Origin of the sequence: Xanthomonas sp. 3307, from assembly GCF_014199735.1 — a bacterium.
In the GTDB taxonomy this organism is placed as follows: Bacteria; Pseudomonadota; Gammaproteobacteria; order Xanthomonadales; family Xanthomonadaceae; genus Xanthomonas_A; species Xanthomonas_A rydalmerensis.
The window spans coordinates 329,734-353,164 of record NZ_JACHOG010000001.1 but is presented as its reverse complement, the minus strand read 5'-3'; the positions used below and the strand labels follow the sequence as shown (position 1 = coordinate 353,164).

Sequence of the window (23,431 nt, the reverse complement as noted above, 5' to 3'; positions counted from 1 at the left end):
GTGAATAATCGGCGCGCGTCGTGGCCGTTCGCACGAGCGAGCGCATGGCACCTGGCGCTGCATCGATCCCTCTTCCCCCGAAGGAGCACCCACATGAAGCATGTCGCATCGCACATCCGCTGTCGCCGCGCCGCCTGGTCGCGCCTTGGCCTGGTCCTGCTCGCAGGCGCGGCGTTCGCGGCGCAGGCACAAGGCGTGCCGAACATGAACGTGCCCACCGAGATCATCAACGATCTGTGGGGCGCGAAGGCCTTGCTGGTCACCGGTGGGCAGGGTGCCGGCTGCTATCCGGTCGCCAACGGCCATCGCGTCGCCGGCCCGACCCTGCGAACCAATATCCGCTACACGGCGATCGGCATGGCGACCGCCGATTGCGCCGTCGGTAGCGGCATCGCCAGTGTCAATCTGCAGTTCCTCGCGCGGCCGCGCCCGGCAGGCATGTACATCCAAATCGTCGACAACGGCATCGTCATCAGCAATCGATGATCGATGTGGCCGCCGGCCACGGCGCCCGATTCAGAACAGCGACGGCGTGTCGGCGGCCGGCACCACCACCTCGCCGCGGCGCGAGGCCAGCCGGTCGGCCAGTCGGGTCGGTTCCGGCAGGCGGTAGCCGCGCAGATAGCGCTGGGTCCATTGCAGCGCGCTGTCCACCGCCACGCGGTGGCCGGGCGAGACGATCAGCGGATTGCAGCGCAGCTTGCTGCGCAGCGCCCAACCGACCACCTCGCCGCGATGCACGATGGGGCTGTGGTCGCCGGCCTGCGCGCCGGGTTCCTCGAAGCGGCCGGCCAGCAAGGTCTTGGCCACGCCGATGCTGGGCAGCCCGGTGACCACGCCGAAGTGCGCGGCGATGCCGAGCCGGCGCGGATGGGCGATGCCCTGGCCATCGACGAATACCAGGTCCGGCCGCTGCCGCAGCAACGCCAATGCAGCCAGCAGCGCCGGCAGCTCGCGGAAGCTGAGCAGGCCGGGCACGTACGCCATCGAGGTGGGCACGCGGGCGATCTCGGCCTGGTGCGGCTGCAGGGTCTGCGCATCGAGTAGCACCGCGGCCGCACGGGTGACCTGGCCGTCGTCCTCGAAGCCGACGTCGAAGCCGGCCAGCCACCGCGGCGGATCGGGGATGGCGTCCTGCAGGCTGACCTGGCGCGCTAGCGTCGCCTGCAGCGCGCGCGCCTGCACGATGCTGCCGTCCCAGTCGCCGAACACGGAGTGCGAAGAGGTGTCCATGCGCCGATGATCGCGCCGCGTTCGTGGCTGGGGTGTGGAGAGGCGGGGATTGGGGATTCGGGATTGGGGATTCGTAACAGCATGAGCTCCGGCACGTCGTGCGGCCCGGCGTGGCCTGGTCGCCAGCGACCGACGGGAACCGGCTCTGGCGATTCCCCAATCCCGAATCCCCAATCCCCGCCACCGGCTACAATCCAGGGCCGCACGACCCACGCATCCCCCAACGGAGACCGTCGCAGTGACCCGCAAACTCGTACTGTTGCGCCATGGCCAGAGCCAGTGGAACCTGGATAACCGCTTCACCGGCTGGGTCGATGTGGACCTGACCGAGCAGGGCCGCCAGGAAGCCGCCGCCGCCGGCCGGCTGATGCGCGAAGAGGGGCTGCAGTTCGACGTCGCCCACACCTCGGTGCTCAAGCGCGCCATCCACACCTTGCAGGGCGCGCTGAAGGAGCTGGACCAGGACTGGCTGCCGGTGCACAAGAGCTGGCGCCTCAACGAGCGCCACTACGGCGGCCTGCAGGGCCTGGACAAGGCCGAGACCGCGGCCAAGCACGGCGAGGAGCAGGTCAAGATCTGGCGCCGCTCCTACGACATCCCGCCGCCGCCGATGGACGCCGAGGATCCGGGCCATCCGCTGCACGACCGTCGCTACGCCACCCTGGACCGCAATGCGCTGCCGGCCACCGAGTCGCTGGCGACCACGCTCGAGCGCGTGCTGCCGTACTGGCACGACGCCATCGCGCCGCAGCTCAAGGCCGGGCAGACCGTGCTGGTCACCGCCCACGGCAACTCGCTGCGCGCGCTGTACAAGTACTTGAACGACGTGTCGCGCGAGGAGATCCTCGAGCTCAACATCCCCACCGGCATCCCGCTGCTGTTCGAACTGGACGACAGTCTGCAGGTGCAGTCCTACCGCTACCTGGGCGATCCGGAAGCGGCGAAGAAGGCGGCCGAAGCGGTGGCCAACCAGGGCAAGGCGAAGTAAGCGCCACGATCGGCACGCGGCCGGAAGGAGCAAGCGATGGGTGGATTCAGCATCTGGCACTGGCTCGTGCTGTTGGTGATGCTCGGTGTCCCACTGCTGATCGGCGTGGTGGTGTGGCTGGCGATCCGTGCCCAGCGGCGCCGGCCGGCGGCCGCGGCGCCGCCGCCGTTGCCGCCCGCCGCTTCGGTCGAACAGCGCCTGCGTGCGCTGGAGCAGTTGAAGGCGCAGGGCCTGATCGACGCGGCGGAGTACGCACGCCGGCGCGAGCAGATCCTGGCCGCGTTGTGAGTGCATGGCGCCGCGGCAGGCGGCGCGTCTTCGTGGTCTGACCAGGCACGGCGCAGTGCGCGTGCTCGCAACGCGCGGTGTGTCGCATGCGGCGTGCGTTGCTGCATCCGCGTGACCACGTGGTGACGCCGGGACGTGCTACCAGACGCAACTGGTGAGCAGCAGGTCGGGCTGTACCTCCACCCAGTGCAGGCGATGCCGTTGTCCGACCGGCAAGGCCGGCGCCAGCGGCGTGGCGATGCGCGTGTCCAGGCTGCCACTGGCCGGATCGCAGCCTTCGATGCGCAAGGCGTCGAAGTCGAACAAGCGGCCGACGGTCGCCGCGGCGGCCTTGTAGAAACTTTCCTTCGCCGAGAAGCCCAGGGTCAGCGCATACGGCCAGCCGCGGACACGGGCGAGGCCGGCTAGCGCGGCGCAGTCGCTGGCATCCAGGGCCAGGCTGCGGATCGCTTCAAGCTGGTCCGCGGCCACCACGCGTTCGACGTCCAGGCCGATGCCCTGTGCCCCGACGGATACCGGCATGGCGATGGCGACCGCCAGGCCGTCGGTATGCGAGAGGCTGCCGAGAAAGCCGGTGGGCCAGACCGGTGCGCGGTCGGCACCGATCGGCAGATCGGTTGCCGTGTTGCCGGCGGCCCGTAGCGCGGCGAGCGCCGCGCGCCGTCCGGCCAGGTACTCGGCCTGGCGCTTGCGCACGCTGCGTGCGATCGACGCCGGCTGCTGCAGGCCGTGGCGCTGGAACTCCGCGCTGTCGAAGGCATCGACCTCGAACGCCAGCAGCCAGGCATCCGGCACGGCGATGCGATGCGCGCCGAGGGCAAGGCGGGCGAACGGCGGTGCGACGGGAGCCAGGGCATCCATGGCCCTAGCTTAGAGCGTGCGCTGGCCGTTGCGGCGCGTGTGAAGCGGCCCACGGGGCGCGGCAGGCAGGCGTCGCGTCGGTGACCTGCGTCCGCCACGATTGAACTAGATGCAGCTTGCCCGGTAGGAGCGGCTTCAGCCGCGGCGGGCGTTACCGCGAAACGCCCCGTCGCGGCTGAAGCCGCTCCTACAGGATAGGTCCCGCAGCGTTGCCTTCAACCGTCGCCGACGTCCACCCACACCCGCATTTCGCCCTCGCCGCGATTGGCCCAGGCGAAGTAGGGCACGAAGGTCAGGGTCTGCGGCTGCCGCGTCGGTGGCGGCGCATCGTAGCGGTACAGCGGCGCGGCTGCGGCGTCGACGTCGCCGTGCAGGCGTTCGCCACTGGCTTGCAGCAGCACCTGGCCGGCCAGCGCGCCGGTGCCGGGCACCGTCTGCAGCGTGGCGCTGGACGGCAGGCGCAGCTGATGCAGGTCGGCGCCGTTGTCGGCCTGCTCCAGGCAGTACACCAGCGGCCCGCGTTGCACCGCGACCTTGCCGGCCAGGTGCCGCACGCGCGGGTGTCCGCTGACCCGCATTGGCGGCATCGGCAGGCGCAGTTGCAAGGTGTCGCCGGATTGCCAGCGCCGGCGCAGCACGCAGTAGCCATGCTGGCGATGCACGTCGATCGCCACCGGTTCGCCGTTGAGCTGCAGGTGCGGCGCCTGGCACCAGTCGGGCAGGCGCAGGGCCAGCGCCGCGTCTACCGGTGCGCTGCAGTCCACGTCGAAGGCGATCGTGTCCTGCCACGGATACTCGCCGCGCTGACGCAGGGTCAGGGTCTGCCCACCGACCTCGAACAGCGCATCGCTGCCGACGTAGAGGTTCACGTAGAGCGTGTCGTCGCTGCGGGTGTACAGGTAGTGGCCGAGCGAGGTCAGCACGCGGGCGATGTTGGGCGGGCAGCAGGCGCAGCCGAACCAGCGCTGGCGCACCGGCTTGACGTGGTCGAAGGTGTGGTTGCCGTGCACGGTGGGCGGGTGCACTTCCAGCGGATTGACGTAGAAGAAGTGGCGGCCGTCCAGCGCCATGCCACCCAGCACCGTGTTGTACAGCGCGCGCTCCATCACGTCGGCGTAGCGGCCGTCCGGCGCCAGCTGCAGCATGCGGTTGGCGAACATCATCAGCCCGATCGAGGCGCAGCTCTCGTTGTAGGCGGTGTCGTTGGGCAGGTCGTAGTCGACACTGAAGGCTTCGCCGTAGCTCTGCGCGCCGATCGCGCCGGTCAGGTACATCTGCCGCTGCGTGGCGTTGTCCCACAGCCGCTCGCAGGCCGCGCGCAGGGTGGCGTCGCCGCTGTGCCGGGCCAGGTGCGCCACGCCCGCGTACAGGTACACGAAGCGCACCGCATGGCCGACCGCGGTGTCCTGCAGCGCCACCGGCAGGTGCGCCTGGCTGTAGGCCTTGTCCTGGATCATCCAGGCCGGGCCGTGCCCGCCCCAGAAGAAGGTCTGGCCGCGCTTGGCGTATTCTTCATCGTAGTAGTGCGGCGTGGTGCCGCGCTGTTCGACGAAGTAGCGCGCCAGCGCCAGGTAGCGGGCTTCGCTTGTCGCTTCGTACAGGCGCATCAGCGCCAGTTCGATCTCCGGATGCCCGGGGTAGCCGTGCAGCTGCGTCGGGCCGGGTCCGAACGTGGCGTCGATGTGATCGGCGAGGCGGCACACGATGTCGAGCAGGGCGCGCTTGCCGGTGGCCTGGTAATAGGCCACACCGGCCTCGATCATGTGCCCGGCGCAGTACAGCTCGTGGCACTCGGCCAGGTTTGTCCAGCGTTCCTGCGGCGCCTTCACCGTGAAGTAGGTATTGAGGTAGCCGTCGGCCTGCTGCGCGGCGCCGATCAGTTCGATGGTGGCGTCGGCATCGCGCTCCAGCGCCGGATCGGGATGCTGCGCCAGCAGGTAGGCCACCGCTTCCAGCCATTTGGCCACGTCGCTGTCCTGGAACACCATGCCGTAGAACGCGCCGTCGCTGCGGCCGGCGGCGATGCGGAAGTTCTCGATGGCATGGCTGGGTTCGGCATCGGCGACGTTGTCGTTGAGCGCGTCCCATTGGTAGGGCAGCACCACCTCCTGCACCAGGCGTTGATAGCGCTGCCAGAACGGGTCGGCGATGCGCAGGTGGGCGAGCGGCAGTTCCGGGGACGGCACGGGCGAATGCGGCATGGAGCGGAGATCCTGAAGAGTGGGGAAGGTCAGTGCACCGGGCGCGCGGCCAGATCGGCGGCGATGTTTGCCAGCAGCGGCCGGCGCAGCCGGCAGCGCAGGATCACCGCGGCCAGCAACAGGTGCAGGCCGGCGGGGATCAGGGTTTCCAGCAGGGTGATGGCCTGCAGCGAGGCCGGGCTCTGCTGCGCGTCACCGGCGCGGTAGCCGGCGTAGACGAACAGCGCGCTGATCACCACCGCGCTCGAGGCCCAGGCCAGCTTGATGCAGAACAGGTTGAACGCGAAGTTGATGCCGGACGAGCGCACCCGGTTCTTCCAGGCGCCGTAGTCGTCGGCGAAGGCCATCAGCGAGAAGTGCAGCGGCAGCGCGAAGCCCAGCACCAGGCAGTGCACGAAGATCACTGCCAGCCACAGCGTCTGCTGCGCCGGCCCGGTGGGCAGCCACCATTGCGCGACGCCGAACGCGGCCAGCGCCAGGTTGGTGTGCAGGTACAGCGCCAACGGGTCGAAGCGGCGGCACAGCGCGTTGACCACGATCGCGCCGAGCACCGTGGCCAGCGCCACCATCGCGAAGAACAGCGAGGCGTAGCCGCTGCTGCCGCCGAGCACGTAGGTGATGAAGTACAGATAGGCGCCGCCGCGGATGTTGTACACGTTGATCAGCAGGAACGACATCAGCAGCACCAGCCGCAGCTGGTCGTTGCGCAGCAGGCCGCGCAGGTGCGCGCCGATGCCGGCACCGCCGAGCAGGCTGACCGGCACGCGCTCGCGCACGGCGAAGAAGCAGCCCAGGAACATCGCCACCGCCAGCGCCGCCAGCAGGCCGACGCCGAGCTGGTAGCCGCGCGCGGCGTCGCCGTTGCCCAGCTCGCGCACCAGCCACGGCAATCCCACCGACACCAGGAAGCCGGCGATGCCGCACAGCACGAAGCGCCACGATTGCGCCGAGACCACGTCGCGGTGGTCGCCGGTCATGCTGTTGATCAGCGCGCAGTAGGGCACGTTGATCGCGGTGTAGCACAGCGACAGCAGGAAGTAGCTGGCGAAGGCGTAGGCGATCTTGGCGCCGGCGCTCAGTTGCGGCGCGCTGAAGGTCAGCACGCAGGCCACGCCGATCGGTACCGCGATCCACAGTTGCCAGGCGCGGAAGCGGCCCCAGCGGCTGCGGGTGCGGTCGGCGATCAGGCCCATCACCGGATCGGACACGGCATCGGCCACGCGCAGCACGGTGAACAGGGTGCCGACCAGCGCCGGGGTCAGGCCGAACACGTCGGTGTAGAAGAAGGTGAGGAAGTTGGCGATCAGGCAGGTGACGACGGTGCCTCCGGCATCGCCGAGGCCGTAGCCGAACTTCTCCAGGCGCGACAGGCGCGGTGCGGTCGTGGCCGGTGCGGCGTCTGCGGCAGCGGGGCCGATGGCGGTCGCGGTCAACGGGGCGGCTCCTGGCGCGCCCGGTCCGGCGCCAGCGCAAAGTGGCATGGCGGCGCAACCGCGACAAGAGTCTATGCGGTATAAAATCGGTACGATTCCGACCATGGCCGCCGGGCCGCCAATGAGCGGTGCCAGCCATTTGATTGCTGCAGTGCAGCGTCGCGCAGGCGAGGGGAGACGTTTCCGACATGCTCGAGTTCGCCGTCGCCTATCCGATCCGGGTCCAGAACGGAGGGCTGTTCATTTCTCGTGGCGTGGGCGCGCATCCGGCGCGGGTGATCCAGTCCTACGAGTTGATCTTCGTCGAGCGCGGCATCCTTTCCCTGCGCGAACAGGACAACGACTTCCATGTCGGCCCCGGCGAGACGCTGCTGTTGTGGCCGGGCCGGGCGCATGCCGGCCTGGGCCAGTTCCCGGACGACCTGCGCTTCTACTGGGTGCATTTCGAACTGGAGCCGAGCCTGCCGCAGGCGGACAACGCGGTGGCGCTGTCGATGCCGCAGCGCACCGCGATCCGCGATCCGGAGCGCTTCGTCGGGCTGTTTCGCTGGTTCCTGGCCGAGCAGGAGGAGCGGCGCACGCTGCCGATGCTGGAGCCGATCGTACTGTCGATGCTGCAATGCGTGGCCGGCGCCTGGCCGGATCCGCACGCGTCCGAGCGCGCCGGGGTGGCGCTGGCGTACCGCGCCAGGCAGCTGATCGGCACGCAGTTCCACACCGCGCTCACCGCCTCGTCGCTGGCGGCGCAACTGCACTGCAATCCGGATTACCTGGGCCGCATCTACCGGCGCAGCTTCGGCACCACGTTGACCGAGGCGATCCACCGCCAACGCATCGCCTTCGCCGAGAAGCTGCTGCTGGTCAACACCTGCGCGGTGGACGACGTGGCGCAGCGCGCCGGCTTCAGCGACAGCGGTTACTTCCGCCGGGTGTTCCGCCAACGCCTGGGCATGACGCCCAGCGCGTATCGGCGGCTGTATTGCAAGGAGCACATCAATTCGGGTTGAGGTTCTTGCGGGTGCGGTGTGCGTGCCGCATGTCGCGCACCGCTTTGCAGGTGCGCGCGCGTCGGTTGGCTGCCGTGGCGATGCGCAGCCTGCCTGCGTCGTAGGAGCGGCTTCAGCCGCGACGGGCTTTCCATGGGAAGGCTCCGTCGCGGCTGAAGCCGCTCCTACAGTAGACGAGGCTTTTGGTTGCTAGCTCAGGGCTCTCATGGGAACGCGCCGTCGCGGCTGAAGCCGCTCCTACGGTAGGGCGGTGCGGCGGCTGGCCGCGCTAGCTCAGCTGCTGGCCGATCTCGCGCGCCATCGCGTTCAGCGGCAGGATCTTCTCCGCGCCGCCGCGCTTGATCGCTTCCTTGGGCATGCCGAATACCACGCTGCTCTGTTCGTCCTGGGCCACGGTGCGTGCGCCGGCCTGGCGCATCTCCAGCAGGCCGACCGCGCCGTCGTCGCCCATGCCGGTCATGATGATGCCCAGTGCGTTGCCGCCGGCGGCGCGCGCGGCGGAGCGGAACAGCACGTCCACCGACGGCCGGTGCCGGTTCACCGGCGGCCCGTCCAGCACTTCGACGAAGTACTGCGCGCCGCTGCGACGCAGCAGCATGTGCTTGCCGCCTGGCGCGATCAGCGCGCGTCCCGGCACCACGCGGTCGTTGTTGGCCGCTTCCTTCACCGAGATCTGGCACAGCGTGTCCAGGCGCGCGGCGAAGGCGGCGGTGAACTTCTCCGGCATGTGCTGGACGATGACGATGCCGGGGCTGACCCGCGGCAGCGCGGTCAGCACTTCCTCCAGCGCCTGGGTGCCACCGGTGGAGGTGCCGATCGCCACCACCCGTTCGGTGGTCTGCGACAGCGCGCGGCCGCCCTGCGCCGGCAGGATGACATCGGCGGTGTGCTTGATCTCCGGCTCCGCCGGCGGCTGTGCCTGACGCACCGCAAGGCGCTTGACGTTGGCGCGCGCGGCGCTCTTCACCGTGGCGATCATCTCCTCGGCCGAGTCGGTGAGGAACTGCTTGAGGCCGAGCTTGGGCTTGGTCACCACCGCCACCGCACCGGCCCCCAGCGCGTCCATGGTCACCCGCGCGCCCTTCTCGGTGAGCGTGGAGCAGATCACCACCGGGGTGGGCCGCTCGCTCATGATCTTGCGCAGGAAGGTGATGCCGTCCATCTTCGGCATCTCCACGTCCAGCACGATCACGTCCGGCCACTGATGGCGCATCTTGTCCATCGCCAGCAGCGGGTCGGCCGCGGAGGCGATGACCTCGATGCCGGGCGCGTCGTTGAGCACGGCGACCAGCACCTGGCGGACCACCGCCGAATCGTCGATCACCATGGCCTTGATCGTGGTGGTCATGCGCGGTTCCCTCCTGGGACGTCGTGGTTCATGGTTTGCGGTACACCGACGGCGCGATCTGCACCACGTCGCTGTTGACGTCGTTGAGGCTCTCGGAGTGGCCGATGCAGAAGATGCCGCCGCGCTTGAGCGCACCGAGCACCCGCGTCACCACCTCGCGCTTGGTCTGGCCGTTGAAGTAGATCATCACGTTGCGCAGGAATACCACGTCGAACTGTCCCAGGTTGGGGAGTGAGGCATTGAGGTTGGCGTGCAGGAAGCGCACGCGGTCGCGGATCTTGCGGTCGATCAGCAGGCTGCCTTCGTATTCGCCGCGGCCCTTCAGGCAGTAGCGCTTGAGCATGGCCGGCGGCATGTGCTCGATGCGCAGCAGCGGGTAGTGGCCGGTGCGCGCCTTGTCCAGCACGCGGGTGCTGATGTCGGTGCCGACCACCTCGTAGGGGCGGCCCTGCAGGGTGTCGTCCAGCACCATGGCCATGCTGTAGGCCTCCTCGCCGGTGGAGCTGGCCGCGCTCCAGCAGCGGAACGGCATGCTGCCGGTGTGCGCGGCGGCGACGCTGCGCAGCAGATCGAAGTGCTTGGGCTCGCGGAAGAAATAGGTTTCGTTGGTGGTCAGCAGGTCGATCGCGGTCTGCACCTCGCCGCTGCCCTCGCGGCTTTCCAGCAGCTTGAGGTACTGGGTGTAGGTCTGCAGCGAATGCGCCTTCAAGCGCTTGCCCAGGCGTCCGCACAGCATGGCCTTCTTGGCCGGCGAGATGGTGATGCCGGCGGCGTCGAAGATGAAACGCTGGAACCGGCCGAATTCCTGCTCGGTGATGGTGTCGTGGCTGGTCATGGTCTTGCCGGTCAGTGGGTGGAGGCGGAAGCGGGGGCGTTGTTGTTGCCGATGGGGCCGGGTTCCTGCAGCAGGCGCTGGTGCTCCAGCAGCCAGGCATGCAGCGCGCCGCCCCCCAGCGGGCGCGCCAGCAGATAGCCCTGGCCGAAGTCGCAGCCCAGCTCCTGCAGCAGGTTCCAGTCCTCCACCGTTTCGATGCCCTCGGCGACGGTATGCAGCCCCAGCCGTTGGGCCATGCCCAGCGCCGATTCGAGGACCGTGCGCAGGTTGCGGCTGCGGTGCGCGTCGTGGACGAAGATGCGGTCGATCTTCAATTCGGTGAAGGGAATACGGGTGAGTTGCTGCAGCGAGGAGAAGCCGGTGCCGTAGTCGTCCAGCGACAGGCCGAAGCCTTGCAGCCGCAGCCGCGCCAGCATGCCCAGCGCGCTGCCGCAGACCAGCGAGCTTTCGGTGATTTCCAGCACAAGGTCGGAGGGTGCCAGGCTGTGTTTGCGCAACAGCCCGAGCAGTTCGTCGAGCAGGTTCGGGTCCTGCAGCATGCTCGGCGACAGGTTCAGCGCCAGGGTCAGTTGAAAGCCGTCCTGTTTCCAGGCGGCCAGCCGCGCCATCGCCTGATCGGCGACGCAGGCGGTGAGGTCATGGATCAGGCCCTCGCGTTCGGCCACGGCGATGAAGCGGTCCGGCGGGATCGGCCCGATACTGGGATGGCGCCAGCGCGCCAGCGCTTCCACTCCGCCGACGCGGCCGCTGCGCATGTCCACTTTGGGCTGGTAGGCCACCTCGATCTCGCCGCGCTGCAGCGCCTCGCGCAGCATCTCCGCCATGGTCGCCTCGCCGGGCGCCTCGGCCTCGTGCCGCGGTGCTGCCGGTGCCAGTGGCGCGTGCGCGCGCACCGCCGCGGCCAACTGCTCGGCGCGCAACGGCTTTTCCAGCCCCGCCAGCACCTGCAGCCCGTTGCTGCGGCCGACCTGCAGCACCGAATCGATCAACGCCGCGCCGCGCTGCGAGGCGACCACGATCGGCACGCGCATGCCGCAGCGGGACAGCGCCTCGAGCAATTGCACGCCGTCCATGCCGGGCATTTCCAGGTCCACGATCAACAGGCCCAGCGGCGTTCCCTGGGTGATCCGCGCCAGCGCGGCATGGCCGTCTGCCGCGCCTTCCACCGTGGCCGCCCCCATCCGCATGCACAGCGCCAGCGCGTGTTCGCGCTGGACCTGGCTGTCGTCGACCACCAGGACCGTGCCGAAGTGGTGCAGGGCGGCGATGTCGGCGGCCGTAGGCATGCGGAGTCCGGGGAGGGGGAAGGGCAGGGCGCTGTACGGCGAAGGCCGATCAGGCGGCGATGCCTTCTTCCAGGTGGGCGTCGAGGGTGGCCATGCTGGCGAACTCCTGGGGCGCCAGCACTGCGTCGGCGGCGAGCAGGATCACGAAGCGCTCGCCGACCTTGCCCATGCCGTGGATGAAATCGCGGCGGATGCCGGTGCCGAACGCCGGTGGCGGCGCGATGTCGGCGGTGGCGATCTCCAGCACCTCGCTGACCGCGTCCACCAGCAGGCCGAGCACCTGGCGCTCTTCGCCGGCGGCCACCTCGATGATGACGATGCAGGTGCGCTTGCTGATCTCGCTGGGCGCGCGGCCGAAGCGTTGCTGCAGGTCCACCACCGGCACCACCGCGCCGCGCAGGTTGATCACCCCGCGCAGTGCGGGCGGCATCATCGGCACGTCGGTCGGCGTGCGGTACTCGATGATCTCCTTGATGCCGAGGATGCCGACGCCGAACATTTCCTTGCCGAGCAGGAAGGTCAGGAACTGGTCCGTCGCCAGGTCGCTGGCGTCGGAGGAGGAAAGCGAAGCGGAAGCGTTCATGGCCATGTCTCAGAAGGTTTCGAAGTGGGCTTCGTCGAGCGAGTCGGCCAGGACCAGCTGGCCGTTGGCGACGCGGGCGATCGGCTTGGCACCGGCGTGCGCGCTGCGGCCGCGGCCGCCGCCAGGACGGCGCGCCGCGGTCCTGACCGGCGGAGTGCCGTGCACCTTGAAGAAGCTCATCAGCTGCTGCAGTTGCTCGGCCTGCGCGCTCATTTCCTCGGCCGTGGCGGCCAATTCCTCGGAGTTGGACGCGGCCTGCTGCGTGGTCTGGTTGAGCTGGCCGACCGCGGCATTGATCTGGCCGACGCCGGAGGTCTGTTCCTCGGAGGCGGCGGTGATCTCCTGCACCAAGTCGGAGGTACGCTTGATCGACGGCACCATCTCGTCCAGCAGCTTGCCGGCGTTCTCGGCCAGTTCCACGCTGGAGCTGGCGACGTCGCCGATCTCCTGCGCCGCGATCTGGCTGCGTTCGGCCAGCTTGCGCACTTCCGCGGCCACCACGGCGAAGCCCTTGCCATGCTCGCCGGCGCGGGCGGCTTCGATCGCCGCGTTCAGCGCCAGCAGGTTGGTCTGGTAGGCGATGTCGTCGATGATGCCGATCTTCTGTGCGATCTGCTTCATCGCCTGCACGGTCGCGCGCACCGATTCGCCGCCGTCCAGCGCCTGGCTGGAGGCCTTGCTGGCCATGCCGTCGGTGATCTTGGCGTTTTCGGTGTTCTGCGAGATCGACGCGGTCATCTGCTCCAGCGAGGCGCTGGTCTCTTCCACGCCGGCGGCCTGTTCGCTGGCCGCCTGGCTCAGCGACTGCGCGGTGGCGCTGACCTCTTCCGACGCGCTGGCCAGCGATTCGGCATTGCCGTTGACCTCGCTGACCACCTGCGACAGGCGCGCGATGGTGTCGTTGATGTAGTTCTTCATTTCGGCGTAGGCACCGTCGTAGTGCTTGTCGATGCTCTGGGTCAGGTCGCCGTCGGCCAGGCCGCCCATCACCCGCACCACGTCCTGGATGCTGCCGCCGGTGGTGGCCGCCAGCTCGTTCAGGCCCTGGCCCATCTCACGCTGGAACCCGGCCAGGCCGTCCAGCGCGATGCGCTCGGAGAAGTCGCCGCGGTTGGCCGCCGCGACCACGCGGCGCTGGCCGTCGATCACCAGCTTCAGGCGGTCGACCATGGTGCGCATCGCATACAGCGCGCTGCCGGTGTCGTTGGCGCGCACTGCCACCTCCAGGTTGAGGTCGCCCTGCGCCACCTTGTTGGCGATCTCGGCCACGTAGGCCGGCTCGCCGCCCAGCAGGCGGGTGAGCAGGCGCACGATGACCACCGCGACCACCGCGCCCAGCAGCAACGCCACCACGATGGTGGCGATGATCAGCGAGCGGGCCGACGCGTACAGTTCGTCGCCGCGGTCGCTGGCATCCTGGCCGCCCTTGACGTTCAGGTCCACCAGCTTGTCGATCGCCTCGGCGGTGCTGCGGAAGATCTGCCGCTGCTCACCGTTCAGCACCGTCATCGCTTCCTGGGACTTGTCCTGCGCGCTGAGCGCCAGCACCTGCTTGTGCAGTTCGCTGTAGCGGTCGAAGTTCTTGGCGAAATCCGTGTACAGCGCCTGCTCTTCGGGCGAGGAGATCAGCGGGATGTAGGTCTTCCTGTTGCTCTCGAACGCCTCGAGGGTCTTGATCATGCGCGTGTCGTAGTCCTGCATCTCGGCCGGGCTGGTGGCGACGACCCGCTGCAGCTCGAGCAGGCGCAGCTTGTTGAAGTTCGCGCTCATTTCCTCGACGTTGCGCACGCTGGGCATCCAGTTGGTGGCCAGCTCGGTGGAAGAGCTATTGATCCGGGCCATCTGCAGCGTGGCGAAAATGCCGGTCCCTAGCAACAGCAGCAACACCAGGCCGAAGCCGATGCCGATGCGCGTGCCGATTTTCATGTGCGTGAACATCGTGTTCCCCTGGATGTGATGTTGTGGAAGTTGGAGATCAGAACGTGTCGAAGTGGGCTTCGTCCGGCGCCGGCACCAGCGCCAGGCCGACGTCACCGAACCCACGCTTGCGCGCCGGCGCCCGGCGCGACGGATTGCCGGAAACGGCGGCCGGGCGCCGCGGCGCCACGACCTCCTTGGTGCGGAAGAAACTCATCAACTGCTGCAACTGCTCGGCCTGGCCGCTCATTTCCTCGGCGGTGGCGGCCAGTTCCTCGGAGTTGGCCGCGGCCTGCTGGGTGGTCTGGTTGAGCTGGCCGACCGCGGCGTTGATCTGGCCGACGCCGGAGGTCTGTTCCTCGGAGGCGGCGGTGATCTCCTGCACCAGGTCGGAGGTGCGGCGGATCGAGGGCACCATCTGGTCCAGCAGCTTGCCGGCGTTCTCGGCCAGCTCCACGCTGGACTCGGCGACCTGGCCGATCTCCTGCGCCGCCACCTGGCTGCGTTCGGCCAGCTTGCGCACTTCCGCGGCGACCACGGCGAAACCCTTGCCGTGTTCGCCGGCACGCGCGGCCTCGATCGCCGCATTCAGCGCCAGCAGGTTGGTCTGGTAGGCGATGTCGTCGATGATGCCGATCTTCTGCGCGATCTGCTTCATCGCGGTCACCGTCGAGCGCACCGCGTCGCCGCCTTCGTTGGCTTCGCGGGCGGCCTTGGCGGCCATGCTGTCGGTGACCTTGGCGTTCTCGGTGTTCTGCGCGATGGAAGCGGTCATCTGCTCCAGCGAGGCGCTGGTCTCTTCCACGCCGGCGGCCTGCTCGCTGGCCGCCTGGCTCAGCGACTGCGCGGTGGCGCTCACCTGCTCGGAGGCGCTGGCCAGGGCGTCGGCGTTGATGTTGACCTCGCTGACCACCTGCGCCAGGCGCGCGACGGTGGCATTGACGCTGTCGCACAGTTCCTTCAACTGGCCCTGGCCCTGCACGTCCGCCACGCGGGTCAGGTCGCCGGCTTCGATCGCCTTGAGCACGGCGCCGGCCTCGTTCAGCGGACCGATCACGGTGTCCAGGGTCAGGTTGACGCCGTCGACGATGCGACGGAAGTCGCCTTGGTGCAGGCTGCCATCGGCACGCACGTCCAGGCGTCCGGCCGCGGCCGCGTCGACGAGCAGGCTGGTGTCGCGGATCAGCGCGCGCAGGTTGGCACGCACCTGTTCGACGGTGTCGCTGATGAACACCTTCTTGCCCGGGAAGGTTTCCAGCGGCGCGTCGAAATTGCCGCGACCGAATTCGGCGATGCAGGTCATCGCCTTCTTCTTGGTGGCGATGTGGTCGCCGACCATGCGGTTGATGCCGTCGGCCATGCTGCGGAAGTCGCCTTCGAAGCGGTGGCTCTCGATCACCACGTCGATGTCGCCGGCATCGTGCTGCGCGGACATGTGCTTCATCTGCGCGATCAGCCCCTGCATGTTGCGACGCACCTGCTCGACGATCTCGTTGATGAAGATCTTCTTGCCCGGGAACGTCTCCAGCGGCGCATCGAAGTTGCCGCGGCCGAACTCGGCCACGCAGCCCAGCGCCTTCTTCTTGGTGGCGATGTGGTCGCCGACCATGCGGTTGATGCCTTCGGCGATGATCCTGAACTCGCCGTCGAAGCGGTGGCTCTCGATCACCACGTCGATGTCGCCGGCGTCGTGCTCGCGCGACATGCGCACGATCTCGTCGTTGATCTGGCGCATGCCGGTCTGCACCTGGCGCAGCGCCAGCAAGATCTCGCAGGCCTGATCGTTGCGTACGGTCGGCATCACCACCTCGAAATTGCCGTTGGCAAAACGCGCCAGGGTGGTGGTGGCGATGCGCAGCGAGCGGGTAATGGCATGGACGATATAGGCCAGCACCGCAGCGGCGAGCACCGTGGCGCCGATGCTCAGCGCCAGGGTCTGGCCGGCGGGCAGGCCGAGGGCGAACCCGCACGCGGCGGCGGCCAAGGGCAGCGCGACGGCGATGGCCGAACCGGTCCACAGCTTGGAGGACAGCGAAAGGGAGTTGGACATGCCGAAGTACCTTGTGCGGAGTGGAGATGCATCGGCCTGCCGGCCGGTGCGGAGAGGGTCAGAACGAGACGAACGCGGCTTCTTCCAAACGTGCGGCCTGGGCCGTGGCAGCGGGGCCGCCGAAGCTGCGCGAGCGGGGCGCGCGCTGCATCGGCGTCGGCAGACGTCGCGGTTGCGAGGCCTGCGCCGCAGTGGTGGTGACGCCGGTGGTGAAGAAACTCATGAGCGTTTGCAACTGTTCGGCCTGGCTACTCATTTCTTCGGCCGTGGCGGCCAATTCTTCAGCGTTGGCAGCAGATTGCTGTGTTGTCTGGCTGAGCTGAACCACTGCGGCGTTGATCTGGCCCACGCCGGTGCTCTGTTCCTCGGAGGCGGCGGTGATTTCCTGCACCAGGTCGGAGGTGCGACGGATCGACGGCTCCATCTCGCCGAGCAGGCGCCCGGTGGTCTCGGCCAGGTTCACGCTGGTGCCGGCGACCTGGCCGATCTCTTGCGCCGCCACTTGGCTGCGTTCGGCCAGCTTGCGTACTTCCGCGGCAACCACGGCGAAGCCCTTGCCGTGTTCGCCGGCACGCGCCGCTTCGATCGCCGCGTTCAGCGCCAGCAGGTTGGTCTGGTAGGCGATGTCGTCGATGATGCTGATCTTGCGTGCGATCTCCTTCATCGCGGAGACGGTGGCACGCACCGCCTCGCCGCTCTCGGCGGCCTCGCGCGAGGCCTTGCTGGCCATGCCGTCGGTGATCTTGGCGTTTTCCGCGTTCTGCGCGATCGAGCCGGTCATCTGCTCCAGCGAGGCGCTGGTCTCCTCCACGCCGGCGGCCTGTTCGCTGGCCGCCTGACTCAACGACTGCGCGGTCGCCGACAGTTCCTCGGCGGCGCTGGCCAGGGTGACGGCGTTGCCGTTGACCTCGTTGACGATGCCGGTGAGCTTGTCGATGGTGGCGTTGACATAGCGCTGCATGTCGGCGAAGGCGCCCTCGTAGTGGCCCTGCACCTGGCGGCTGAGATCGCCCTCGGCCATCGCGCCCATCACCTTGATCACGTCGCCGACGCTGCGCAGATTGCCGCGGGTCTGCTCGATGATCTCGTTGATGAACGCCTTCTTGCCTGGCAGTTGCGGCATCGGCGCGTCGAAGTTGCCGCGGCCGAACTCGGCGACCACGCCCAGCGCCTGCTTCTTGACCGCGATGTGCGCGGCGACCATGCGGTTGATGGCCTTGCCGATGGCGCAGAACTGTCCGTCCAGGTGCGCGCAGTCGATCTGCACGTCGATCTCGCCCCGGTCGTGCTCCTCGGACATGCGCGCGATCTCGCCGATCAGGCGCTTGAAGTTGCCGCGCACCTGCTCGAGGGTCTCGTTGATGAAGGCCTTCTTGCCGGGCAGCTGCGGCATGCCCGCGTCGAAATTGCCGCGGCCGAACTCGGCGACCACGCCCAACGCCTGTTTCTTCACCGCGATGTGGCTGCCGACCATGCCGTTGATGCCGTCGGCCATGCTGCGGAAGTCGCCCTGGAAGTGCGCGCTGTCGATGCTGGCGTCGATCTCGCCGGCTTCGTGCTGCTCGGAGACGCGGCGCATCTCGGCGATCAGGCCGAGCATGTTGCGCCGCACCTGCTCGATGGTGTCGTTGATATAGGCCTTCTTGCCCGGGAACGCGGCCAGCGGGGCGGCGAAGTTGCCGCGGCCGAACTCGCCCACGCAGTCGATCGCCTGCTTGCACACGCCGATGTGGGCGCCGACCAGTTGGTTGAGGTCGCCGGCCACGGTCCGGTAGGCGCCGCTGGCCTGCGCCGCATCCAGCATCACGTCGCAGTCGCCGGCGGCGTGCGCGCTGGTCATGTGGGCGATGTCGGCCTGCAGTTGCCGCAGCGGCTGTCGCGCGGCGAGCAGGGCCTGGCCGATCTCGCTGCCGCCGGCCACCGCGTCCACGCGGTCCAGTTCGCCCTGCGCCAGCGCCTGCAGGCCGGTGCGGGCCAGCTCCAGTTCGCGCTGCGCGGCGGCGGCTGCATGCTGTGCCGCGCGTACGCCGCGGCCCAGCACCGCGGCGGCGACCAGCGTGGCCACGGCGATCAGGGTCCATGCAAGGGCGCCGCTCAGCGGCAGCGCCACCGCTGCGACGGCCGCGGCGGCGGGCAGGACGACGGCGGCAATGGCGGCCGTCGGTAGTGTGATAAGGCGCGTCCGGTTCTGGGACATGACTGCGATTCCTGAAAGAGGGTACGGCAGAGGGATGATGGCGGGCATGGCGGCGGCTCAGGCCGCCAGCGATTCGGCGCCGGGTTGCAACTGACCGAGCAGCGACGGCACGTCCAGGATCAGCGCGACTCCGCCGCTGCCGAGGATGCTGGAGCCGCTGATGCCCTTGACCTGGGCGAAGACCTTGGAGAGCGGCTTGATCACGGTTTGCCACTCGCCGAGCAGGGTGTCGACCACCAGGCCGAAACGCTGCGCGCCCTGGCGGATCACCACGATGCTCTCGCGCGCCGGCGGCGCGCCGGCGATGGCGAACAGCGAACGCAGGCGCACGTAGGGCAGTACGTTGCCGCGCAGGTCGATGTACTCGCTCTGGTAGTTCGGCGCGAACTCCACGCATTCCTCGACCACGTCCAGCGGCACCACGAACACCGACTTGCCGACCCCGACCTGGAAGCCGTTGATGATTGCCAGGGTCAGCGGCAGCCGCACCGAGATGGTGGTGCCGACGTCCTGCTGGCTGCTGATGTCCACGCTGCCGCGCAGCGCGGCGATGTTGCGCTTGACCACGTCCATGCCGACGCCGCGGCCGGACAGGTTGGTGACCTTTTCGGCGGTGGAGAAGCCCGGCTCGAAGATCAGCGCGAACACTTCGCGGTCGGAGAGCAGACGGCCGGGTTCGATCAGGCCGCGTTCCAGCGCCTTGGCCAGAATGCGGTCGCGGTTGAGGCCGCCGCCGTCGTCGCTGATCTGGATGACGATGCTGCCGGAGTCGTGGAAGGCGTTGAGCCGCACCGTGCCGCGCACCGGCTTGCCGCGCGCCTGGCGCACCTCGGCCGGTTCGATGCCGTGGTCCATGGCGTTGCGCACCAGGTGGGTCAGCGGATCGGCGATCTTCTCCACCACCGACTTGTCCAGCTCGGTGTCCTCGCCGTTGACCACCAGCACGATGTCCTTGCCCAGTTCGCGGGCGACGTCGTGGACCACGCGGTGGAAGCGGCTGAAGGTGCCGCCGATCTTGACCATGCGCAGCTGCAGCGCGCTTTCGCGCACTTCCTCGACCAGCCCGGCGAGGATCGAGGTGGATTCCAGCAACTGCGCATCGCCGGTGCGCTGCGCGTTGGCACCGGTGCTGGCGACGGCGATGATCAATTCGCCGACCAGGTCGATCATGCGGTCGAGCTTGTCGGCGTCGACGCGGATCGAGCCGCCTTCGCCACGTGCGCCCGCGGCCTTGGCCGTGCCGGCGCTGGCAGCGGTGGGCGCTGCCGCGGCCGGCGCGCCGGCCACGGCCGCTGCGGCCGCAATTGGCGCCTCCACCGAGGCGCTGACGCTCTCGAATCCGGCGAAATCGTCGGCGCTGGCCTGGCTGCCGGCTTCGGCCACCAGCAGCGGCAGATCCAGGTTGGCGGCATCGCCGTTCGGCTCCACCGCCAGCACTTGCAGGTCGCAGTCGTCGCGCACGAATTCGAAGATGTCCTCGATCGCGGCCTGCTGCGCGTCGCTGCGCAACAGGATGTCGAAGCCCAGGTAGCAGGCCTCCGGATCCAGCTCCGGCAGCGCCGGCACGCGCTCGTGGTGGGTGCGCACCGCTTCCAGCGTGCCCAGGCTGCGTAGGCAGCGGATCAGGTGCAGCGGCGAATTGCCGAAGCGCAGCGCATCGGCGAACAGCTGCAGCGAGATCCGCCAGTAGCCGGTATGCGCGGGCGCGGCCGGCGCTGCCGGCGTTGCCGTGGCGGCGCCCGTCATGGCGGCCGGCGCAGCGGCAGGTTGCAGGTAGGTCTGCAGCCGTTCCAGCAGCGGCGCGCCCTCGGCGGCCAGCGTGGCTTCGTCGGCCTCGGCGCCGGCGGCGGCTTCCACCAGCGCGCGGATGTGGTCGCAGCAGGCCAGCATCAATTGGATCAAGTCCGAATCCAGCGCGACGGCGTGCTCGCGCACCAGGTCCAGCACGCTCTCCACCACGTGGGTGAAGCCGACCAGCTGCGCCAGGTCGAACAGGCCGCCGGAGCCCTTGATGGTGTGGGCGCCCCGGAAGATCGCGTTGACCGCGTCGGGACCGGCTTCGCCGCGCTCGGCTTCCAGCAGATTGCGTTCCATGTCCTCGAGCAGGTCGCGGCTCTCGGCGATGAAGGTCTGCAGCAATTGATCCATGTTCATGTCGTGCTGCCGATTAGTGAAGAGTGTCGTCGCCGACGCGCTCGAACGCGTCGCCCAGGCCGAGCAGGTCCAGCGCGTCGCCGACCGCCTTGCTGCAGCCCTCCAGCTGCAAGGGTCGCCCCAAGGCGCGCAGCGCGGCCTGGGTGGCCAGCAGCAACTGCACGCCGGTGGCGTCGATGTCGGCCACCGCCTGCAACTGCAGGCGCAGGCCGCCGGGATGCTCCAGCGCGGGCAGCAGCAGCGGCTTCAGTTCGGCCGCGCGGCGGATGGTCATGTCGCCGTCCACGCTCAACTGCAGCGGCGAATCCTGTTCATCGGGGGGCGTCGAACGCATGGCGGGTCTCCGGCAGTAGGGCGAATGGAAAGCCGGCGGCACGCCGTGAAGGGCATGTGTAGGCTTCGGTACCAGCGATATCGGCGCGGTCAGGAAATATTTAGGTTGAGTGACGCATTTGTCTCGCATGCCGGACACGGGCCTGAGTGGTTCAGATCCGTGCCAGGACGCGCATCCCATAACCTTGCCGATTGGGGCAGGTTCCCAAGTCGTTGCACGTGCCGTGCCAATCGCCACAGCGTGTGAAGGCGTCAAAAAGCTGCGCGCCACGCAGGCGCAACGGCCGTCTTCACATGAAGACCCGGTTGCGTGGGGTGGTCAGCGAGGGTAGGCGCGCGCCTTACGCCACCGCGTGTGGCGGCGACTTGTCAGGACGGGACGAGTGGGCGACCGTGGATATAAGCCCACGGTGGCGTGCGCGCAGACGCGGGCAGGATCGCCCGCGTCGCTCAGCGTGGCGACAGCGCGGTCAGCAGGCCGCGCGCGGCGTTGAAGCGATCGGCCGCTTCCGGCAGCGGCAGCTTGAGCTTCAGCTTGTCCGGGCCATCCATCGCGTACAGCTTGGGCTGCTTCTGGATCATCTGGATGATGGTCATCGGATCCACGTTGGGCTTGGCCTCGAACACCAGGCGCCCGCCGTGTTCGCCCAGTTCCAGCTTGCGGATGCCCAGCGCGTTGGCCTGCAGCTTCAGCTCGGCGATGGCGAACAGGTGCTTCACCGGATCCGGCAGCAGGCCGAAGCGGTCGATCATCTCCACCTGCAGTTCGCGCAGGCCGTCGCTGTCGCGGGCGCTGGAAATGCGCTTGTACAGGGTCAGGCGCGTGTGCACGTCGGGCAGGTAATCGTCGGGGATCAGCGCAGGCACATGCAGTTCCACCTCGGCACCGCGCGCTTCCTCGCCGGCGTCCAGGTCCGGCAGCTTGCCCTGGCGGATGCTGCGCACCGCGCGTTCCAGCAGTTCGGTGTACAGGCTGAAGCCGACCTCGGCCATCTGCCCACTCTGGTCCTCGCCGAGCAGTTCGCCGGCACCGCGGATCTCCAGGTCGTGCGTGGCCAGGGTGAAGCCGGCACCCAGTTCGTCCATCGAGGCGATCGCGTCCAGGCGCTTCTGCGCATCGGGGGTGATGCTGCGCCGGTCCGGCACCAGCAGATAGGCATAGGCGCGGTGATGCGAACGGCCGACGCGGCCGCGCAACTGGTGCAACTGCGCCAGCCCGAAGCGGTCGGCGCGGTTGATGACGATGGTGTTGGCGTTGGGGATGTCGATGCCCGATTCGATGATCGTGGTCGACAGCAGCACGTTGAAGCGCTGCTTCTGGAAATCCAGCATCACCTTTTCCAGCTCGCGCTCGGGCATCTGCCCGTGGGCGATGCCGATGCGCGCCTCCGGCACCAGCTCGCTCAGTTCGCGCTGCATGCGGCCGATGCTCTCCACGTCGTTGTGCAGGAAGTACAGCTGGCCGCCGCGCGCCAGTTCGCGCTGGAAGGCTTCGCGCAGCAGCGCGTTGTCCCACTGGGTGACGAAGGTCTGCACCGCCAGCCGGTTCGGCGGCGGGGTGGCGATGATCGACAGGTCGCGCAGGCCGGCCATGGCCATGTTCAAGGTGCGCGGGATCGGCGTGGCGGTCAGGGTCAGCAGGTGCACATTGGCGCGCAGCGCCTTCAGCGCTTCCTTCTGACGCACGCCGAAGCGCTGCTCCTCGTCGACGATGACCAGACCCAGGTCCTTGAACTTCACGTCCGGCTGCAGCAGACGATGGGTGCCGACGATCACGTCGATACTGCCGGCGGCGACCTTCTCCAGTTCGGCCTTGATCTCCTTGCTGCTCTTGAAGCGCGACAGCACCTCGACCCTGAGCGGGTAATCGGCGAAGCGGTCGCGGAAGTTGCGGTAGTGCTGTTCGGCCAGCAGCGTCGTCGGCACCAGCACCGCCACCTGCTTGCCGGCGCTGGCCGCAGCGAAGGCCGCGCGCACCGCGACCTCGGTCTTGCCGAAGCCGACGTCGCCGCAGACCACACGGTCCATCGGCTGGCTGCTGGCCAGGTCGCGCAGGGTGGCGTCGATCGCGGCCAACTGGTCGGGGGTTTCCTCGAACGGGAAGCCGGCGGCGAACGGCTCGTACATCGCGCGGTCCACCTGCAGCGCCAGCCCGGCACGGGCCTGGCGGCGCGCCTGGATCTCCAGAAGTTCGGCTGCGACGTCGCGCACCTTCTCGGCGGCCTTGCGCTTGGCCTTGGTCCACTGCTCGCCGCCCAGCGAGTGCAGCGGCGCAGTCTCGGCCGAGGCGCCGGAGTAGCGGCTGATCAGGTGCAACTGCGCGACCGGCACGTACAGGCGGTCGCCCTTGGCGTATTCGATTTCCAGGAACTCGCCGGGCATGCCGCCGGCATCGAGCACGATCAGCCCGCGGTAGCGGCCGACGCCATGATCTTCGTGCACGATCGGCGCGCCCTCGGACAGCTCGCCCAGGTCGCGGATGATCGCTTCGGGCTCGCGCCCGACCCGGCGGCTGCGCCGCGGCTGGCTGGCGCGCTCGGGGAACAACTGGCGCTCGGTCAGCACCGCAATGCGCGGCGCCTCCAGCGCAAAGCCGTCGTCCAGCGGCGCAACGGCAATGGCGAAACGTGCAGCAGAAAGCCCCTCTCCCTCCGGGAGAGGGGTTGGGGTGAGGGTACGACCGCTAGTGGAGTTCGTCTGCGCAGCCGTGGACGTTG

The 23,431-nt window shown here is 68.8% G+C and carries 17 protein-coding genes and 1 pseudogene; 4 read left to right on the top strand and 14 right to left on the bottom strand.

Annotated elements, in window-relative coordinates; all coding sequences use genetic code 11:
• Positions 1-93: 93 nt before the first annotated feature.
• Positions 94-486, top strand: a complete 393-nt coding sequence (locus GGR64_RS01540) for a hypothetical protein (RefSeq protein WP_184448674.1) — start codon at positions 94-96, stop codon at positions 484-486.
• A gap of 30 nt (positions 487-516) precedes the next feature.
• On the opposite strand, the gene nfi is transcribed toward GGR64_RS01540, so the two are convergent.
• A complete protein-coding gene (gene nfi, locus GGR64_RS01535) occupies positions 517-1,233 on the bottom strand; it encodes a deoxyribonuclease V (RefSeq protein ID WP_184643537.1) in 717 nt (238 codons plus the stop codon).
• Between the two features lie 238 nt (positions 1,234-1,471).
• Between nfi and gpmA the strand changes: the two genes are divergently transcribed.
• Together gpmA and GGR64_RS01525 are read left to right on the top strand one after the other, a co-directional pair.
• A complete protein-coding gene (gene gpmA, locus GGR64_RS01530; protein ID WP_184643535.1) occupies positions 1,472-2,221 on the top strand; it encodes a 2,3-diphosphoglycerate-dependent phosphoglycerate mutase in 750 nt (249 codons plus the stop codon).
• Between the two features lie 36 nt (positions 2,222-2,257).
• Positions 2,258-2,509 carry an SHOCT domain-containing protein gene (locus GGR64_RS01525; RefSeq protein ID WP_184643533.1) on the top strand — a complete coding sequence of 84 codons (252 nt, stop codon included), beginning with the start codon at positions 2,258-2,260 and terminating at the stop codon, positions 2,507-2,509.
• 138 nt (positions 2,510-2,647) lie between these two features.
• On the opposite strand, the gene GGR64_RS01520 is transcribed toward GGR64_RS01525, so the two are convergent.
• From GGR64_RS01520 to GGR64_RS01510, 3 genes are all read right to left on the bottom strand, one after another.
• Positions 2,648-3,370: a 4'-phosphopantetheinyl transferase superfamily protein gene (locus tag GGR64_RS01520; RefSeq protein WP_184643531.1), complete on the bottom strand. Its 723-nt coding sequence runs from the start codon at positions 3,368-3,370 to the stop codon at positions 2,648-2,650.
• Between the two features lie 215 nt (positions 3,371-3,585).
• On the bottom strand, positions 3,586-5,571 hold the full coding sequence (locus GGR64_RS01515; protein WP_184643529.1) for a beta-L-arabinofuranosidase domain-containing protein: 1,986 nt from the start codon (positions 5,569-5,571) through the stop codon (positions 3,586-3,588).
• Positions 5,572-5,600: 29 nt separating this feature from the next.
• Positions 5,601-7,004, bottom strand: coding sequence for an MFS transporter (locus GGR64_RS01510; RefSeq protein ID WP_184643527.1), 1,404 nt, complete (start codon positions 7,002-7,004; stop codon positions 5,601-5,603).
• Between the two features lie 188 nt (positions 7,005-7,192).
• Here GGR64_RS01510 and GGR64_RS01505 point away from each other — a divergent pair, with 188 nt between their 5' ends.
• Positions 7,193-8,011 (top strand): AraC family transcriptional regulator, encoded by an 819-nt coding sequence (locus tag GGR64_RS01505; RefSeq protein ID WP_184643525.1) that lies wholly within the window; start codon positions 7,193-7,195, stop codon positions 8,009-8,011.
• A 268-nt stretch (positions 8,012-8,279) separates the two neighbouring features.
• Here GGR64_RS01505 and GGR64_RS01500 read toward each other — a convergent pair whose 3' ends face one another.
• The 10 genes and pseudogenes from GGR64_RS01500 to mfd form a co-directional block, all read right to left on the bottom strand.
• Positions 8,280-9,359, bottom strand: a complete 1,080-nt coding sequence (locus GGR64_RS01500; protein WP_160970117.1) for a chemotaxis response regulator protein-glutamate methylesterase — start codon at positions 9,357-9,359, stop codon at positions 8,280-8,282.
• Positions 9,360-9,387: 28 nt separating this feature from the next.
• Complete coding sequence (locus GGR64_RS01495; protein WP_160970115.1) at positions 9,388-10,194, bottom strand: protein-glutamate O-methyltransferase CheR; 807 nt, start codon at positions 10,192-10,194, stop codon at positions 9,388-9,390.
• Between the two features lie 11 nt (positions 10,195-10,205).
• Positions 10,206-11,480: an EAL domain-containing response regulator gene (locus GGR64_RS01490; protein WP_184643523.1), complete on the bottom strand. Its 1,275-nt coding sequence runs from the start codon at positions 11,478-11,480 to the stop codon at positions 10,206-10,208.
• 49 nt (positions 11,481-11,529) lie between these two features.
• Positions 11,530-12,063 (bottom strand): chemotaxis protein CheW, encoded by a 534-nt coding sequence (locus GGR64_RS01485; protein ID WP_184448668.1) that lies wholly within the window; start codon positions 12,061-12,063, stop codon positions 11,530-11,532.
• A gap of 9 nt (positions 12,064-12,072) precedes the next feature.
• The gene (locus GGR64_RS01480; RefSeq protein WP_260302526.1) at positions 12,073-13,989 is read right to left on the bottom strand and encodes a methyl-accepting chemotaxis protein; all 1,917 of its coding nucleotides are present in this window, start codon (positions 13,987-13,989) and stop codon (positions 12,073-12,075) included.
• A gap of 49 nt (positions 13,990-14,038) precedes the next feature.
• Complete coding sequence (locus tag GGR64_RS01475) at positions 14,039-16,030, bottom strand: methyl-accepting chemotaxis protein (protein ID WP_184643519.1); 1,992 nt, start codon at positions 16,028-16,030, stop codon at positions 14,039-14,041.
• Positions 16,031-16,088: 58 nt separating this feature from the next.
• A complete protein-coding gene (locus GGR64_RS01470) occupies positions 16,089-18,227 on the bottom strand; it encodes a methyl-accepting chemotaxis protein (RefSeq protein ID WP_184643517.1) in 2,139 nt (712 codons plus the stop codon).
• A gap of 57 nt (positions 18,228-18,284) precedes the next feature.
• Positions 18,285-20,381 (bottom strand): chemotaxis protein CheA, encoded by a 2,097-nt coding sequence (locus GGR64_RS01465; protein WP_184643514.1) that lies wholly within the window; start codon positions 20,379-20,381, stop codon positions 18,285-18,287.
• A gap of 13 nt (positions 20,382-20,394) precedes the next feature.
• Complete coding sequence (locus GGR64_RS01460) at positions 20,395-20,715, bottom strand: STAS domain-containing protein (protein ID WP_184448663.1); 321 nt, start codon at positions 20,713-20,715, stop codon at positions 20,395-20,397.
• Between the two features lie 449 nt (positions 20,716-21,164).
• Positions 21,165-23,342, bottom strand: a pseudogene (gene mfd, locus GGR64_RS21015) (transcription-repair coupling factor); the annotation flags it as partial.
• Positions 23,343-23,431: the final 89 nt, after the last annotated feature.

Coding starts and splice junctions, on each gene's coding strand:
- GGR64_RS01540 (WP_184448674.1), top strand. CDS start 94: ATGAAGCATGTCGCATCGCACATCCGCTGTCGCCGCGCCGCCTGGTCG.
- nfi (WP_184643537.1), bottom strand. CDS start 1,233: ATGGACACCTCTTCGCACTCCGTGTTCGGCGACTGGGACGGCAGCATC.
- GGR64_RS01525 (WP_184643533.1), top strand. CDS start 2,258: ATGGGTGGATTCAGCATCTGGCACTGGCTCGTGCTGTTGGTGATGCTC.
- GGR64_RS01520 (WP_184643531.1), bottom strand. CDS start 3,370: ATGGATGCCCTGGCTCCCGTCGCACCGCCGTTCGCCCGCCTTGCCCTC.
- GGR64_RS01515 (WP_184643529.1), bottom strand. CDS start 5,571: ATGCCGCATTCGCCCGTGCCGTCCCCGGAACTGCCGCTCGCCCACCTG.
- GGR64_RS01505 (WP_184643525.1), top strand. CDS start 7,193: ATGCTCGAGTTCGCCGTCGCCTATCCGATCCGGGTCCAGAACGGAGGG.
- GGR64_RS01500 (WP_160970117.1), bottom strand. CDS start 9,359: ATGACCACCACGATCAAGGCCATGGTGATCGACGATTCGGCGGTGGTC.
- GGR64_RS01495 (WP_160970115.1), bottom strand. CDS start 10,194: ATGACCAGCCACGACACCATCACCGAGCAGGAATTCGGCCGGTTCCAG.
- GGR64_RS01490 (WP_184643523.1), bottom strand. CDS start 11,480: ATGCCTACGGCCGCCGACATCGCCGCCCTGCACCACTTCGGCACGGTC.
- GGR64_RS01485 (WP_184448668.1), bottom strand. CDS start 12,063: ATGAACGCTTCCGCTTCGCTTTCCTCCTCCGACGCCAGCGACCTGGCG.
- GGR64_RS01480 (WP_260302526.1), bottom strand. CDS start 13,989: ATGAAAATCGGCACGCGCATCGGCATCGGCTTCGGCCTGGTGTTGCTG.
- GGR64_RS01475 (WP_184643519.1), bottom strand. CDS start 16,030: ATGTCCAACTCCCTTTCGCTGTCCTCCAAGCTGTGGACCGGTTCGGCC.
- GGR64_RS01470 (WP_184643517.1), bottom strand. CDS start 18,227: ATGTCCCAGAACCGGACGCGCCTTATCACACTACCGACGGCCGCCATT.
- GGR64_RS01465 (WP_184643514.1), bottom strand. CDS start 20,381: ATGAACATGGATCAATTGCTGCAGACCTTCATCGCCGAGAGCCGCGAC.
- GGR64_RS01460 (WP_184448663.1), bottom strand. CDS start 20,715: ATGCGTTCGACGCCCCCCGATGAACAGGATTCGCCGCTGCAGTTGAGC.